General features: G+C 71.2%; 12 protein-coding genes. 9 read left to right on the top strand and 3 right to left on the bottom strand.

Annotated elements, in window-relative coordinates:
- Nucleotides 1–94: 94 nt before the first annotated feature.
- Both IW248_RS12365 and IW248_RS12360 read left to right on the top strand, forming a co-directional pair.
- Entirely contained in the window at nucleotides 95–988 is an 894-nt protein-coding gene (locus IW248_RS12365; RefSeq protein WP_196927099.1) for an SGNH/GDSL hydrolase family protein, read from the top strand.
- A gap of 125 nt (nucleotides 989–1113) precedes the next feature.
- The gene (locus tag IW248_RS12360; RefSeq protein WP_196927098.1) at nucleotides 1114–2559 is read left to right on the top strand and encodes a serine/threonine-protein kinase; all 1446 of its coding nucleotides are present in this window, start codon (nucleotides 1114–1116) and stop codon (nucleotides 2557–2559) included.
- Between the two features lie 163 nt (nucleotides 2560–2722).
- Here IW248_RS12360 and IW248_RS12355 read toward each other — a convergent pair whose 3' ends face one another.
- From IW248_RS12355 to IW248_RS12345, 3 genes are all read right to left on the bottom strand, one after another.
- Nucleotides 2723–3748: a glycoside hydrolase family 11 protein gene (locus IW248_RS12355; RefSeq protein WP_196927097.1), complete on the bottom strand. Its 1026-nt coding sequence runs from the start codon at nucleotides 3746–3748 to the stop codon at nucleotides 2723–2725.
- 430 nt (nucleotides 3749–4178) lie between these two features.
- Entirely contained in the window at nucleotides 4179–5324 is a 1146-nt protein-coding gene (locus IW248_RS12350) for an RNA polymerase sigma factor (RefSeq protein ID WP_196930154.1), read from the bottom strand.
- An 8-nt stretch (nucleotides 5325–5332) separates the two neighbouring features.
- Nucleotides 5333–5740: a YciI family protein gene (locus IW248_RS12345; protein WP_196927096.1), complete on the bottom strand. Its 408-nt coding sequence runs from the start codon at nucleotides 5738–5740 to the stop codon at nucleotides 5333–5335.
- 186 nt (nucleotides 5741–5926) lie between these two features.
- On the opposite strand from IW248_RS12345, the gene IW248_RS12340 reads away from it, so the two are divergent.
- The 7 genes from IW248_RS12340 to IW248_RS12310 all read left to right on the top strand — a co-directional run bounded on the left by IW248_RS12340 (nucleotide 5927) and on the right by IW248_RS12310 (nucleotide 15318).
- Nucleotides 5927–6394, top strand: coding sequence for a Fur family transcriptional regulator (locus IW248_RS12340; RefSeq protein WP_196927095.1), 468 nt, complete (start codon nucleotides 5927–5929; stop codon nucleotides 6392–6394).
- The gene (katG, locus tag IW248_RS12335; protein WP_196927094.1) at nucleotides 6391–8667 is read left to right on the top strand and encodes a catalase/peroxidase HPI; all 2277 of its coding nucleotides are present in this window, start codon (nucleotides 6391–6393) and stop codon (nucleotides 8665–8667) included. The genes IW248_RS12340 and katG overlap by 4 nt, the downstream gene beginning before the upstream one ends.
- Before the next feature lie 245 nt (nucleotides 8668–8912).
- Nucleotides 8913–10199 carry a glycosyltransferase family 4 protein gene (locus tag IW248_RS12330; protein ID WP_196927093.1) on the top strand — a complete coding sequence of 429 codons (1287 nt, stop codon included), beginning with the start codon at nucleotides 8913–8915 and terminating at the stop codon, nucleotides 10197–10199.
- A gap of 181 nt (nucleotides 10200–10380) precedes the next feature.
- The gene (locus IW248_RS33705) at nucleotides 10381–11838 is read left to right on the top strand and encodes an O-antigen ligase family protein (protein WP_196927092.1); all 1458 of its coding nucleotides are present in this window, start codon (nucleotides 10381–10383) and stop codon (nucleotides 11836–11838) included.
- 24 nt (nucleotides 11839–11862) lie between these two features.
- Nucleotides 11863–12879: a Wzz/FepE/Etk N-terminal domain-containing protein gene (locus IW248_RS12320; protein ID WP_196927091.1), complete on the top strand. Its 1017-nt coding sequence runs from the start codon at nucleotides 11863–11865 to the stop codon at nucleotides 12877–12879.
- Between the two features lie 22 nt (nucleotides 12880–12901).
- A complete protein-coding gene (locus IW248_RS12315; RefSeq protein WP_196927090.1) occupies nucleotides 12902–14467 on the top strand; it encodes an oligosaccharide flippase family protein in 1566 nt (521 codons plus the stop codon).
- Nucleotides 14464–15318 (top strand): sulfotransferase family protein, encoded by an 855-nt coding sequence (locus tag IW248_RS12310; RefSeq protein ID WP_196927089.1) that lies wholly within the window; start codon nucleotides 14464–14466, stop codon nucleotides 15316–15318. Before IW248_RS12315 ends, IW248_RS12310 begins: the two co-directional genes overlap by 4 nt.
- Nucleotides 15319–15391 lie beyond the last annotated feature (73 nt).

Here is a 15391-nt window from a genome sequence, read left to right as displayed (position 1 = left end):
GCCGGCGTTTAGTGAGGGTCATCAATATTGACGGTTGAGGTCGACGGGGACAGGATCTCGTGCACCACCACCCCGATCCCTCCTGGGAGGCGCCATGACCCGTCCCCGCCTGCCCCTCCTGCGGGCAGCCACCCGGTTGGCCGCACTCGCCCTCGCCACCGCCGGCGTGCTGCTCACCGTCGCCACCCCCGCCAGCGCCGCCGTGCCCACCGGCCGCTACGTCGCGCTGGGCGACTCGTACACCGCAGGCCCGCTGATCCCCACCCAGGTCGACCTCAACTGCCTACGGTCCAACCGCAACTACCCGTCGCTGGTGGCGGCGTCCGCCGGCTCGTCGTCGTTCGCCGACGTGAGCTGCTCCGGCGCCACCACTGACGACATCCTCTACGGCGGCAGTGGCCAACTGGGCATCACGCTGCCACCGCAGCTCAACGCGGTCACGTCGACCACGGCAATGGTGACGGTGCAGATCGGCGGCAACGACATCGGCTTCTCCGGCATCATCGGTGACTGTGCGGAGGCGAGCGTCAGCAGCCCGCTCGGATCCCCGTGCAAGAACCGGTACACCGCCGGAGGTGTCGACCAGTTGCAGGCGCGGATCGTCGCCGCCACGCCGAAGATCACCGCCGTGCTCCAGGCGGTCCGACGGGCCGCGCCGGGCGCACGGGTCGTGGTGCTCGGCTACCCGGCGATCCTGCCGGACACCGGTTACGGCTGCTGGCCGGTCGTTCCGATCGCCTACCAGGACGTGCCGTACCTGCGTGGCATCGAGAAGTCGCTCAACGCGATGCTGGCCAGCGCCGCGAGCGCCAACGGCGCCACGTACGCCGATGTCTACACCCCGTCGATCGGCCGCGACGCGTGCAAGGGCAGCGGCACCCGGTGGGTCGAGGGTCTGGTGCCGCAGAACTCGGCCGCGCCCTTCCATCCCAACGCCCGCGGTGAGCAGGGCATGGCCACCGCTCTGATGGCCAGGCTGAACAGCTGACCGGGCCGTAATCGGCCGAGCCCGCCCCGCCGGCAGCGGCGGGGCGGGTCACTCCTGCGGTGCGGCGCCGGGCGACGTCCAGCCTCGCCGTGCTTGAGATCGCGGAGTCCGGGGTACCGAAAGCTATGGCGAATGTGGGGCAAGTCGTCGGAGACCGTTACCGCCTGGTCGAAAGCATCGCCAGCGGCGGAATGGGTGACGTGTGGCGGGCGGTCGACGAAACCCTCGACCGCTGCGTGGCGGTCAAGATGCTGCAACCTCGGTTGGTGACCGACAGCGGCTTCGGTGAGCGGTTCCGGCGCGAGGCGCGGGCCATGGCAGCCCTGCGTCACCCAGGTGTCGCCCAGGTCTACGACTACGGTGAGGTGTCTCAATCTGGTGCGCCGGTCCTCGCCTACATCGTGATGGAATGCGTGCAGGGGCAGCCCTTGTCGGAGCGGATCGCCGAGGTCGGCCGGCTGGACGTGGCCGAGACGATGTCGATCGCCGCGCAGACCGCCCGTGCCCTGCAAGCCGCGCACGACGCTGGTGTCGTCCACCGTGACGTCAAACCCAGCAATCTGATCATCGAGCCGGACGGGCACGTCGTACTCGTCGATTTCGGTGTCGCGGTGACGCAGGAAGCGTCGAGCCTGACCGGAGCGAACCAGATCGTCGGCACCGCCATGTACATGGCACCCGAGCAGGTCGCGAAGAACGAGACCACACCGGCGATCGACATCTACGCGCTGGGGGCTGTCGTCTACCACTGCCTCGCCGGTCGGCCGCCGCACCAGGGCGAGAATGCCCTCGCGGTGGCGCTGCGGCATCTCGAAGAGGAACCGTCGCCGCTGCCCGAAGACGTTCCGGCGGAGGTCCGGCGTGTGGTCGCCACCGCGATGGCCAAGGAGCCCGCCCACCGCTTTCCGACGGCGGCGGCCATGGCCAGGGCGGCGCAGACACTCGCGGACCCGTCTGACCATGTGCTGTCCACCGCGACCGGGGTGACCGAGATCGGGGTGCGGACCGAGGTCATGGCTGCCCGGCGGCCGGCCGCCGGCGGCACGATGAGCCGGACGGTCACGCCTGGGCCCAGAGCGCTCGCGGTGCTTCTCGGATCGTTGGCCGCCGCGGCTTCCGTCCTGGTGCTCGCTGATCCCGTCGGGATCATGCCCGGACCGACCGGGCGACCGTCCACGCCTCCCGTGGTGCCGCCCGCGGTGTCGCCAACGGTGCCGGCGCAGCGGGAACCGGGCCCCGGCGTCGGTGGCGGTGAACCGGCTACCCGCGGTTCTGCGGGCATGCCGGTCCGAGCGCCCGGCTCCGCGACCCCGACCCCGACCTTGACGCCCACCCGGGCTGCGGGCGCGGGGACGGTGGACCCGTCGACGCCGTCCGGTGGAAGCACCACGGATGCGCCCGGTCCCACCGCGTCCGAGAGCGCTCCTGCGGAGCCGACGAAAGCCCCGACGGGCGGAACGACGGCGGAACCGACCGAAGGGACGACGGAGAACCCAGCGGCGGACCCAACCTCGGAACCGTCGGCGGAGGAATCGACGGCCGGAGGAGAGGCCGCAGCGCCGCAGGTGTAGTGGACGGCGGCGGCAACCACGGTCTCGCGACTGGACCCCGTGCCGCACCGGCCGACGCGAGGCCGTCATGGACGCCGAGGCGGACGGGGTGCCTGCGCAACGCAGTCTGGCGTGGCGGCCGAGGCCGCCACGCCAGTGGTGCGATGTCAGGAACTGATCAGCGTCAACTGGTACGGCAGCTGATCGTCGGCCAGTTCCAGTTGCCGTTGGCCATGATCGTTACGCCGAAGTTGTTGCCGTTGCCGTTCGGCGTCGCGGTGACGGTGCCACTGTTGCCGTTGACGGAGGCGTTCCAGCTGTTCTGAACGCTCTGGCCGCCACCGAGGCCGAGGCTGACGACCCAGTTGTTGGTGCCGCTGACCGCGACGTTGAGGTTGAACCTGTCACCCCACTGCTGGCCGGCGGAGATCGTCGCGTTGCAGTTGCCGGTCCCCGGGTTACCGGTGGTGGGCGGGGTGGTCGGGTTGCCGCCGCCGCTGCCCTCGCGGACGGTGATGTCGGAGCTTCCGCTGCTCTGGTAACCCTCGGTGGCCATGACCTGGTAGCTGTGGTTGCTGCCGAGGTTCAGGCCGGCGCGCGCCCAGGCGTCGAAGTGGTTGGCGGTGGTGATGGTGCCACTCGAGCGCTTCTGCTGACGGACGCTCCAGAACTGGTAGAAGGTCTGGTTGCCGTCGATCGACGGGGCGTTGACCCGCTGGCTGCGGAGGATGTCGTAGGTGCCGCCGTCAGTGGTGACCGTGCCCATCCGCTGGGCGCCGCTGCTCGGGTTGTAGGTGCCGAAGTTCTCCACCACGTAGTACTCGATGAGCGGGTTGCGCGTCCATCCGTACAGGGCGAGGTAGGTGTTGTTGTTGCCCGGGTTGTAGCTGCCCGAGTAGGTGACCGTCCGTCGGTTGCCGGTGGCCCAACCCTTGCCGCCGACCCAGTTGTTGGTGCTCCTGTCCCAACTGCTGGTGTATCGGCCGTCGGCGCGCAGCGTCATGCTGGCGTTGCCGCTGTCTTTCCAGAACGAGAAGTAGTACCCGTTGTGCGTGCCGGTGAGGTTCGAGGTGAGGGTCCGGTCGGCCTCGGCGTACGCGTTGGTGGCGGTCATCGTGCCCGCGACGGCCACGACGGCGGCGCACGCGGCACCGAGCAGCAACCGCATGCGGCCGCGGCCTCTCGGTTTGGTGTGGCTGGTGTCGGTCATGTAACTGTTGCCTCCTCGTGACGGCTGGCGGGGGCCAGCGGCGCGGTACGCCTCGGCAGGCTGCCGGTGGTCGGGGGACGGCCACGGCGTCGTACCGCTCGGTGGTGGTGGGCCGGTCGTCCTGCACGGCGACCGGAGGAGTGGGTCGTGGTGGCTGGTGCTGACGACAATCGAATGCCGTCGATGGCGACCGTATTAACCCGGCCGTCGACTTGTCAACAATTTTCGGAAACAGGATGGCAATACCGCTGTCGTCACTGAGCGGCATCCATCCAGGTCAGTAGTCGATCAGAGGTCAGGGCGGTCACCGCTCAACCTCGATCACGGATCACGGGCCGGGTGGAGGCCGCCGAAAGTTCCGGAACTTTCCGGACCACGTGCACCCGCTGTGGCATGCGGTCCGGGCTGGGCGCTCCCGATCCCCGATCGGTCAGCGACGCCCGAGGGCGTTGAGCCGGGCGGCCTGGCGGGTCAGGTGGTCGCGTTCGGCGAGGTTGGGGGCCTGCTGGGCGGCCTCGGTGTACAGCCGCGCCGCCTTCGCCAGGTTGCCGTCGCGCTCGTGCAGGTACGCCGCCACGGCCGTGTACCGGGGCAGTGTGTCGTCCACCGTCGCGAGCGCCGTCAGGCCGGCCCGGGGGCCGTCGGCCTCACCGACCGCCACGGCGCGGTTGAGTCGGACGACCGGGTTCCCGGTCAGACGCGCGAGTTCGTCGTACCACTCCACGATCTGCACCCAGTCCGTCTCGGCAGCTGTCGGCGCATCCGCGTGCAGCGCGGCGATGGCGGCCTGCGCCTGGAACTCGCCCAGTCGGTCGCGGGCGAGGGCCGCCTGCAGGATCTCGACGCCCTCGGCGATCGACCGGGTGTCCCAGCGGCTGCGGTCCTGCTCGGCGAGCGGTACCAGACTGCCGTCGGGCGCGGTCCGAGCGGCACGCCGGGCGTGGTGCAGCAGCATGAGGGCGAGCAGCCCCGCCACCTCTGGGTGGTCGATCGCGGCCGCGAGCTGCCGGGTGAGCCGGATGGCCTCGGCGGCGAGGTCCACGTCGCCGGAGTAGCCCTCGTTGAAGACCAGGTAGAGGACGCGCAGCACGGTGGCGACGTCACCGGGTCGATCGAACCGCAGCCCGGAGACGGTGCGCTTCGCCCGGCTGATGCGCTGCGCCATGGTCGCCTCGGGCACCAGGTAGGCGTGGGCGATCTGGCGGGTGGTCAGCCCGCCGACGGCGCGCAGCGTGAGCGCGACCGCGGACGACGGTGTCAGTGACGGGTTGGCGCACAGGAAGTAGAGCTGAAGAGTGTCGTCCACGGTGGAGGCGGGCCCGGGCGCCGGCTCCTCGTCGACGAGATCCTCACGCCGACGGCGAGCGGCGTCGGCGCGGGCCGCGTCGAGGAACCGTCGCCACGCCACAGTGGTCAGCCAGCCCTTCGGATCGCGCGGCGGGTCGTCCGGCCAGACGCGGACCGCCTCGACCAGGGCGTCCTGCACGGCATCCTCGGCCGCCGCGAAGTCGATTCCGCGGCGGACGAGGATCCCGAGGACGCTCGGCGTGAGGCTCCGCAGCAGCGTCTCGTCCATTTGAGTCGTCACTCCTCGATGGTGGGCGGCTCGCTCAGGAACGGGCGCAGCTCGAGCCACTCGTGGATCGGCTTCCCGCCCGCCCCGGGAGCGGCCGACAGCTCCCCGGCCAGCTCGACGGCCCGCTCGTGGCTGTCGACGTCGATCACCATCCAGCCGGCGATGAGATCCTTGGTCTCGGCGAACGGGCCGTCGGTGACCGGCGGGCGGCCCTCACCGTCATACCTGACGAACGTCCCCTCCGGGGCGAGTGCCTGAGCGTCGACGAACTCACCGGTGTCCTCGAGTCGGGCCGCGAAGTCGCGCATGTACTGCACGTGGGCCGAGATCTCCGCCGGCGTCCACTCGGCCATGGGCACGTCGTTCACCGCGGCCGGGGCCCCCCGGTAGTGCTTGAGCAGCAGGTACTTGGCCATCGTGATGCTCCTTGGTGCTGGCTGCGACCCATCGTGGTCACGTTCACTCCGGGGACGAAGCCGGTCGGCACTTCTCGACATCGCTGTCCGATTTTTTTCCTCCCGCAGGTTAACCTCGGGTGAATCGTCCGCCGTTGGGGTACCTCGGGGGGCGCAAAACTTGATTCGTTCCAAAATAGTGAGCTAATGTTCGTACCCGTGATGTCCGACTTCGAGACGCAGCTGCGGGCTGTCTCGTTGCGCGTGACCCGGCCCCGGTTGGCGGTGCTCGCGGCGCTGCGAGACCACCCGCACATCGGCACCGACGCGGTGATCTCGCTGGTCCGCGCGGATCATCCCACGGTGTCCCACCAGGCGGTGTACGACGTGCTGCGCGTGCTCACCGACGCCGGCCTGGTGCGGCGCATCCAGCCGGCCGGGGCGACCGCCCGCTACGAGTCCCGGGTCGCGGACAACCACCACCATGTCGTGTGCCGCTCCTGCGGTGCCATCGCCGACGTCGACTGCGCCGTCGGTCACGCCCCCTGTCTCACCGCCTCGGGCGACCACGGTTTCGTGGTCGACGAGGCGGAGGTCGTCTACTGGGGCACCTGCCCCGACTGCGCGACCGAACGCACGTCCCAGAGATCCGCAAGCTCGGAAGGAAGTACATGAGCGACACCCAGGACAACGGCCCCGTCAGTGCGCAGGGCGTGGACCAGAAGGCAGCGGCCGGCTGCCCGGTCGCGCACGACTCGGTGACCGCGCACGGCAGCGAGAGTGAGAACCCGGCGATCGACTCGCCGACCCCGAAGACCGGCGGTCGTCCGCGCACCAACCGGGACTGGTGGCCCAACCAGCTCGACCTCTCGGTGCTGCACGCCCACTCGTCCAAGGGCAACCCGCTGGGCGAGAACTTCAGCTACGCCAGGGAGTTCGCGAAGCTCGACGTCGATGCCCTCAAGCGCGACATCGTCGAGGTGCTCACCACCTCGCAGGACTGGTGGCCGGCCGACTTCGGCCACTACGGCGGCCTCATGATCCGGATGAGCTGGCACGCCGCCGGCACGTACCGCATCGAGGACGGTCGCGGCGGCGCCGGCGACGGTGGTCAGCGGTTCGCGCCGCTCAACAGCTGGCCGGACAACGCCAACCTCGACAAGGCCCGCCGCCTGCTCTGGCCGGTCAAGCAGAAGTACGGCCAGCAGATCTCCTGGGCCGACCTGCTCGTGCTCGCCGGCAACGTCGCCCTGGAGTCGATGGGCTTCAAGACCTTCGGCTTCGGCTTCGGTCGCGAGGACGTCTGGGAGCCCGAGGAGATCTTCTGGGGTCCGGAGGACACCTGGCTGGGCGACGAGCGCTACGCCTCCGAGAAGGAGATGGCGGCCGGCGTCGGCTCGACCGAGATGGGGCTGATCTACGTCAACCCGGAGGGCCCGCGCGGTAACGCGGACCCGGCCGCGGCGGCGCACTTCATCCGCGAGACCTTTGGCCGGATGGCGATGAACGACGAGGAGACCGTCGCCCTCATCGCCGGTGGTCACACCTTCGGTAAGACCCACGGCGCCGGTGTCGCCGACAACCACGTGGGCGCGGAGCCCGAGGGCGCTCCGTTGGAGGCGCAGGGCCTGGGTTGGCTGAGCACCCACGGCAGCGGCAAGGGTGCCGACACGATCACCAGTGGTCTCGAGGTGACGTGGACCGACGTGCCGACGCAGTGGAGCAACCGCTTCTTCGAGATCCTCTTCGGCTACGAGTGGGAGCTCACCACCAGCCCCGGCGGCGCGAAGCAGTGGGTCGCCAAGGACGCCGAGGCGATCATCCCGGACGCCTTCGACCCGGCGAAGAAGCACCGGCCGACGATGCTCACGACCGACCTGTCGCTGCGCGTCGACCCGGCGTACGAGAAGATCTCCCGCCGCTTCCTGGAGAACCCCGACCAGTTCGCGCTGGCCTTCGCCAAGGCGTGGTACAAGCTGCTGCACCGTGACATGGGCCCGATCGAGCGCTTCCTCGGGCCGTGGGTGGCCGAGCCGCAGCTGTGGCAGGACCCGGTGCCGGCCGTCGACCACGAGCTGGTGGGTGACGCCGACATCGCCGCCCTCAAGGCGAAGGTCCTGGAGTCCGGTCTCACGATCGACCAGTTGGTCTCCACCGCCTGGGCCTCCGCCGCGACCTTCCGGCACACTGACAAGCGCGGTGGCGCCAACGGGGCGCGTATCCGCCTCGAGCCGCAGCGCGGCTGGGAGGTCAACCAGCCCGAGCAGCTGGCCACCGTCCTGACCGCCCTTGAGGGCATCCAGCAGGAGTTCAACTCCGCTGGCGGGGCGACCATCTCGCTGGCCGACCTGATCGTGCTGGCCGGTTCGGCCGCCGTCGAGAAGGCGGCGCGGGACGCCGGCGTCGAGGTGACAGTGCCGTTCCGGGCGGGCCGCACCGACGCGACCCAGGAGCAGACCGACACCGACTCCTTCCGGGTCCTGGAGCCGCGTGCCGACGGTTTCCGCAACTACCTGCGCGCCGGCGAGAAGACCCAGCCGGAGGTACTGCTCATCGACCGTGCCTACATGCTCAACCTGACCGCGCCCGAGATGACCGTCCTCATCGGCGGCCTGCGCTCCCTCGGCGCCAACGTCGGCGGCAGCCAGCACGGTGTCCTCACCGACCGGCCGGGCGTGCTCACCAACGACTTCTTCGCCAACCTGCTCTCCCCGGGCACCCGGTGGAGCACGTCGAAGTCCGACGAGCACGTGTACGAGATCCGCGACCTGGCCACCGACGAGGTGAAGTGGACCGCCACCGCGGTCGACCTCATCTTCGGGTCGAACTCGCAGCTGCGCGCCCTCGCGGAGGTCTACGCCAGCCAGGACGCCCGCGACAAGTTCGTGACCGACTTCGTGGCCGCGTGGGCCAAGGTCATGGAGCTCGACCGGTTCGATCTCGCCTGACAGGTACCCACCGACGAGCCCCGGCCGATCCGCCAGTGATCGACCGGGGCTCGTCGCCCTTTGCGTACCGTTCGACGCGGCACCCGTACCGTCCACCTCGATGTCACCCCGGTGCCATTCCCTTTGCAGCGAATCCCATGGATGATTTTTCTGTCTGATTGATCAGCTGGCGGACGGCCCCATCCGTGGCAAGGTGTTGACCTGCCCGGACGGCGGGCGCGGACCTAGTCACGCAGGGAGTCAACGTGGGCCATCCCGACCTGCAGGCCGAGGAAGTGGACCAGCACGCCGGAAACCCTGCGATTCCCCGGCAGCGGGTGGCTCCCAGCCGGCAGTCCGCAGCGAGCGTCGCCGACACCGCCTGGCGTCCGCTGCGGATCGCGATGATCGGCCAGAAGGGGATGCCGGCGACCTACGGCGGCATCGAACGGCACGTGGAGGAGATGGCCAGCCGGCTCGCCGGCTACGGGCACGAGGTCACCGTCTACTGCCGCCGGAGCTACGGCGAGACACCCCCCGACGGCTACCGGGGCGTACGGCTGCGCCAGACCCACACGATCGCCAGCAAGCACCTCGACGCCATCGTGCACGCGGCCACCTCGACCATGGTGGCGATGGCCGCGCGGCCCGACATCGTGCACTACCACGGGCTCGGGCCGGCCCTGGTCGCCCCGCTTCCGCGCGCCCTGTCCCGGGCGCGCGTGGTGCTGACCGTGCACGGGCTGGACAACCAGCGGGGCAAGTGGGGGCTCGCCGCGCGGGCGGTGCTGGGCAGCGCCCACTGGTTCAGCGGATACGTCCCGCACCAGCGGGTGGCGGTGTCCCAGGGGCTCGCCGCCCACTACGGCTCTCGGTTCGGCCGCCCGACGACCTACATCCCGAACGGCGTGAACCAGGCCCGACCGGCGCGGACCCGTCAGATCCAGGACCGGTTCGGGCTGACCCCCGGCGGCTACCTGCTGCTGGTCGGTCGGCTTGTTCCGGAGAAGGCTGCCGACCTGCTGATCCGGGCCTTCCGCCGCACCGAGACCCCGATGCGCCTGGCGATCGTCGGCGGGTCGTCGTTCACCGACGACTTCGTGGACCGGCTGCGCCGTGAAGCCGGGGCGGACGACCGGATCGTCTTCACCGGGTTCGCCTACGGCGACCTGCTCGCCGAGCTGTACTCCGGCGCCGCCGGCTTCGTTCAACCGTCCCGCCTGGAGGGGTTGCCGTTGACGTTGCTGGAGGCGGCCGCGTACGGGCTGCCGGTGGTCGCGAGCGACATCGCGCCGCACGTCGAGGTGCTGAAGTCCGACGCCGCCGGAGGGCGGTTGTTCCGCGACGGCGACGAGGACGACCTGGTCCGGGCGCTGACGTCGCTGCTCGCCGACCTGCCGGCGGAACGGGCCGGTGCCGTGGCGCTGGGCGAGCGGGTCACCGGGAGATACAGCTGGGACACCGCCGCCCGGGAGTTGGAGCGGCTCTATCTCCGCCTCGCTCCGGAGCCGGCTCGACGGGCCAGGGCGCGACTCGCGAGGGCTGCCGACTGACCGTGCGGCGTCCGCCGGGGGGAGCGGCGGATCGGCCCCGCGGACGACGGAACAGTCGGCGCAACGGCCCCTTCTGCCGCCGGGGTGACAGGGCTAGATTGAACCGATCTTGTGCCGGGAGGACATCGGTTGGCCGCGCCCGGCAGCGGCCGGACAGCGCCGATTCAGTTCAGTGGGACCAGTGGAACAACACACGCAGCAGGTCACTCCGCTCATGACCAAGCGGCTCGACCCGACCCGCCTCCTCACCGGCGGCGCGGCGTTGGCCGCCGCCGTCGTGGCGGTGGTCGCGGGTGTCTCCATGGCGGCCGGTGACCGTAGGGGCATGGTGCTGCCGCTCGCGGCGGTCGTGGGGATCGCGGTGGCGGTCCTCGCGCTGACCCGGTTCGCCGGGTACGTGCTGCTGATGCTCGCGGTGCGTTCCTGCGTCGACCTGTTCAAGCTGACCGGCCCGAGCGCCGGCCGGGCCGACTCCGCCGGGACGGCCCGGGCGATGGACCCGTCCACCCTGCTCGCGGTGCTGTTCCTGCTCGCCGCCGGGCTCTGGCTGGCCGCACAGCTCAGCCGGCGCGGGAGGTTGCGTGGCTCCCCGCTCAGCTGGGCCATGCTGCTCGTCGGCGCCAGCAGCGTGGTCAGCGCCCTCGGTGCCAGCCGGCCGGCGAACAGCCTGTTGGAGGCGTTGCGGATCCTCACCGTGGTGGTGATGTTCGTGGTGCTGGAACAGCTCATGCCGGACACCGCGGCGATCCGTCGGGTCCTGCTCGCCTGCTACGCCTCCCTGGTGCTGGCGCTGGGCTATACAGTCGTCCTGTCGCTGCTCGGCAACCCGCCGGCCGAGGTGAAGGGGGACTTCACCCGGATCAGCGGCACGTTCAGCCAGTCGACCACGTTCGGCCGCTACCTGATGTTCATGGTGATCTTCGGGTTCGCGGTGTACCGCTTCCTGGATCGTCGACTGCGGGTGGCGCTCGGGGTGTTGCTCGCGCTCTCGCTGCTGTTCCTGCTGCTCACCAACACCCGCAGTGCTCTGCTCGGCGCGGCGATCGGCCTGATGGTGGTCGCGGCGCTGCATCGCAGCAAACGGATGCTGGTGACCCTCTGCGTGGTGGCGGTCGCCGGGGTGGCGCTGGTGCCCGCCGTCGGCGAGCGGTTCGCCCAACTCGGCACGTCGCGCTCGGTCGGCGGAGACCCGACCGGAAACACCCTGGCGTGGCGAATGGGCTACTGGACCGAGATCGTCACGCTCGCCGACCGGAACCCGGTGACCGGCATCGGGCCGAACATGACCCAGCGCGAGACCGATGAGGCGAAGAAGCCGCACAACGACTTCCTGCGGGCGTACGTGGAGACCGGACTGCTCGGTCTCGGGGCGTACCTGCTGATGCTGTTCGCCTTTCTGCGCACCGCGCGGACCGCGCTGCGGCGGGCGCCTCCGGGCAGCTTCGAGCGTGGCGTCGCGGTCGGGTTCGCCGGCTGCGCCGCCGCGTTCGTGGCGGTCAGCGCCGCCTCCAACGTCATTTCCAACGTGGTCACCCTCTGGTACTTCGTGGCGTTCGCCGCGGCGGCCAGTGTGATCGCCCGCCCACCGGCTCCGAACCTGACCGGCGAGCAGCCACGACGCACGTCCGTCCCGGTTTGACTGAACGACAGCATTGGGGAAAAAGTGGAGATCGTCGACTACCTGCGGGTCGCCCGGCGGCGCCTCTGGGTACTCGTGGGGGTGCCGGTGCTCGCCACCGGCGCCGCGGCCGCCATCGTCCTGTTCGCGCCACAGCAGTTCGGCGGGACCGCGTACGTGGCGGCGCCGGCCCTGGTGGGCGGCGGTGCGGCCGGGACGCAGTACAGCGGTACGCAGGCGGCGAACCAGTTCGTCGCGGCGTTCGGCGCGGCGGTCACCTCGCCCCGGGTCCTCGCCGACGTGGCCGGTGACACCGGGGTGGCGCCGGAGCGGCTGCGCGACGGGCTCGCCATCACCCAGGTCGGCGCGAGCAGTCAGCTGGAGGTGACGTACACCGCCGGCGACCGGGCGAAGATCGCGCCGGTGCTGACCGCGACCACCACCCGGGCGCTGGCGTTCCTCTTCTCCTCCCAGGTCGGCATCGCCACCGGCGAGGTCGAGGCGGCCAACGCCGACGTCACCGCGGCGACCAGGGCGATCAGCGAGTGGGAGAAGACGAACAAGGTCTCCCAGCCGGACCGGATCTACCAGGCGACGCTGGGCGAGCTGACCAGTCTGCGTCAGCAGCAGCTCTCCATGCAGGCGGTCGGCAACGGCCGAGGTGTCGACGCGGCGACCGCCGCGATCACCGCCGCCCAGAAGAAGCTCGACGAGCTGGGGCCGAAGCTCCCCGACTACCAGGCCCTGCTCGCCCAGCGCGACGCGGCGACCAACGCCCTGTCCCAGGCGCGGGAGGGGTTGCAGGCGGCGCGGGCGCAGGCCCAGGCCGCCGATCCGAAGCAGGTGACAAGCATCGGCGAGGCGCACGAGGTGAGCCGGATGGCGGAGCTGGTGCGCACCGCCCTGCCGGTGGGCGGCGCCGGTCTGCTGCTCGGGGTGCTGCTGGTGGGCGTACTCGAACTGCTCTCGCGGGGTCGTGTCGCCGCCCGCCCGGCGGCCCCGGCGGCGACCGCTGCGGCTCCCTCGGCGCCGGCGGAGACCGTGACCGCGGCACGGCCGTGACCGTCGAAGAACGGGCCGCCGGGTGCGCAAGGTGACCGGCCGGCCGCCGGCCGCGCCGGAGGCCGGCGACCAGCAGGTACGCGGCATGGCTCGCGGCGGTGTGCTCAACCTGGGCAGCGCCGTGCTCAGCCAGGTGGCGCTCTTCCTGGTCATGCTGTTGCTGGCCCGGGCCCTGGGTGTACGAGAACTCGGCAGGTACGCCCAGGTCTACGCCGTGCTGTCGCTGCTGGGGCTGCTCTCGCTCTCCGGTTTCCGGGCCGGGCTGACCCGGTTCGTGGCGGTGCATCTCGCCGACGACGAGCCGGCCGCCCTCCGGGGCGCGATCCGGCTCGGGATCGGCATCTCGGCCGTGGCGTCCACGGTGATCGCCCTCGGTCTGGCGGTCGGCGCGCCGTGGCTCGCCGACGCCCTGCACGACCCGCAGCTCACCACCGGGCTGCGGTTGGTGGCGCTGTGCCTGCCCGCCGCCACCGTCTGCGAGGCCGCGCTCGCGGCCACCAGGGGTTGGCGCACGCAACGGGCCTACGCGCTCATCGGCCAGGTCTACGAGCCGGCCGCCCGGCTGGTGCTCACCGCGCTGGCGCTCGCCCTCGGGGCGGGCCTGACCGGCGCGTTCTGGGCGCTGGTGGCGGCGAGCTGGAGCGCCGCCGCGTTCGCCCTCGTGGCGCTCGCCCGGATGGTGCGCCGGGTGCCCGCCGCCCGGCCCGCGTACCGGCCGGGCGAGCTGTTCCGGTTCTCCACGGTCAGCTGGGTCTCCTCGCTGTCGTCCACCGGGCTGATCTGGGTGGACGCGTTGCTGCTCGGCTTCTTCGACTACGGTCCCGACGCGATCGGCGTCTACCACGTGGCGACCCGGCTGGTCACGATCGCGGTGTTCGTGCTGGCGCCGGTCAACGCCTCGTTCGGTCCGCACCTGGCGCACCTCTACCACCAGGGCCGACTGGACGAGGTACGCCGGATCTACCGGGTCGCCACGGGTTGGGTGCTGCGGCTGTCGCTGCCGGCCTTCGTGGCGTTGCTGGTCTTCCCGGAGCAGTTGCTGCGCCTGGTCGGCGGGCCGGGTCTGGCCGGCGGCGCGGCGGTGACTGTCGTGCTGGCGCTCGGCCAACTCGTCAACGCCGCGACCGGGCCCTGCGGGACGTTGCTGAACATGTCCGGCCGGGTGTCGGTCAACATGGCGGACAACCTCGCCGCCCTGCTGCTCAACGTCCTGCTCAACCTCTGGCTCATCCCGGCGTACGGCATTATCGGCGCGGCGGTGGCCTGGGCGGTCTCGCTGGCGGCGGTGAACATCGCCCGGGTCTGGCAGGTACGCGCGCAGGTGCACACCGTGCCGGTGACGGCGGGCATGGTCAAGGGCCTGGTCGCGGCGCTGGTCGCGATGGGCGTCGGGTTCGGTGTGCGGTGGCTGGTCGAGGGCTGGACCGCGCAGCTCGCTGTCGGTCTGGCCGGGATCGTGGCGGCGTACCTCGCCGTGGTGCTCGCCCTCGGGCTCAGCCGGGAGGACGTCATGGTGCTGCGCTCGGTGACCCGCCGAGGCGGTCGACGTCGCGCCGCCAACCCCACCCCCGCCGAGGTCCGCTCGTGACCGGCGGCGCGCGGCGTCAGGTCACTGACCGGCTGCGCCGGGGGGTACGCGCGGCGCGGGCCTGGGGACGCGCGGCGCGACCGGGAGAGCCCGGTCCGCTGCCCGACTTCCTGGTGATCGGTGGGCAGCGTTGCGGCACCACGTCGCTGTACCACCACCTCGCCGCGCATCCCCGGGTCCGGGTGGCCAGCGGCAAGGAGTTGCAGTACTTCAGCGTCCACCACGGTCGGGGGGAGCGGTGGTACCGGGGGCACTTCCCACGCCTGGCCCCGGGCGAGCGCACGTTCGAGGCGAGCCCCTACTACCTGTTCCATCCGAGCGTGCCGTCCCGGGTCGCGGCGACCCTGCCGGAGGCCCGTTTCGTCGCACTGCTGCGTGACCCGGTTGAGCGGGCGTACTCGCACTACCTGCACACCCGCTCGTACGGGGCCGAGCCGCTCTCCTTCGCCGACGCGCTGGACGCGGAGGAGGAGCGGCTGGCGCTGGCGACACGGGGTGGCCCGGACAGCCCCGCCGCGCACCGGGCGTTGCGCAATCACTCGTACGCGGCCCGGGGTCGCTACGCCGAGCAGTTGGACCTGTGGTTCGCGGCGGTCCCGCGGGAGCGGATCCACGTCGCACGGACCGAGGACCTGCACGCCGACCCGGCCGGCACGTACGGCGACATCCTGCGCTTCCTCGGCCTGCCGGCCTTCACTCCCGAGGCGTTCACCCGGCACACCCGTCGCGTCGACCCGGGCGTCTCCCAGCTGACCCCGGCCCTGCGGGACCGGCTGGGCGAGCACTTCGCGCCGCACAACGCCCGCCTGGCCGCCCTGCTCGACTGGCCCGACCCCTGGCCCGCCGCGTAACGGCCACCCGACAGGGGCGAGCTGACCCTCCTCCGCGATCTTGCACCTTCTGTCGCGACATAAGCGGGCATCC

The organism is Micromonospora ureilytica (assembly GCF_015751765.1).
In the GTDB taxonomy this organism is placed as follows: Bacteria; Actinomycetota; Actinomycetes; order Mycobacteriales; family Micromonosporaceae; genus Micromonospora; species Micromonospora ureilytica.
This window is presented reverse-complemented; position numbering and strand designations above follow the sequence as displayed.

Excerpts from the sequence above, each read along its gene's own strand:
- katG (WP_196927094.1), top strand. The coding sequence starts at position 6,391 with ATGAGCGACACCCAGGACAACGGCCCCGTCAGTGCGCAGGGCGTGGAC.
- IW248_RS12365 (WP_196927099.1), top strand. The coding sequence starts at position 95 with ATGACCCGTCCCCGCCTGCCCCTCCTGCGGGCAGCCACCCGGTTGGCC.
- IW248_RS12360 (WP_196927098.1), top strand. The coding sequence starts at position 1,114 with ATGGCGAATGTGGGGCAAGTCGTCGGAGACCGTTACCGCCTGGTCGAA.
- IW248_RS12350 (WP_196930154.1), bottom strand. The coding sequence starts at position 5,324 with ATGGACGAGACGCTGCTGCGGAGCCTCACGCCGAGCGTCCTCGGGATC.
- IW248_RS12340 (WP_196927095.1), top strand. The coding sequence starts at position 5,927 with ATGTTCGTACCCGTGATGTCCGACTTCGAGACGCAGCTGCGGGCTGTC.
- IW248_RS12355 (WP_196927097.1), bottom strand. The coding sequence starts at position 3,748 with ATGACCGACACCAGCCACACCAAACCGAGAGGCCGCGGCCGCATGCGG.
- IW248_RS12345 (WP_196927096.1), bottom strand. The coding sequence starts at position 5,740 with ATGGCCAAGTACCTGCTGCTCAAGCACTACCGGGGGGCCCCGGCCGCG.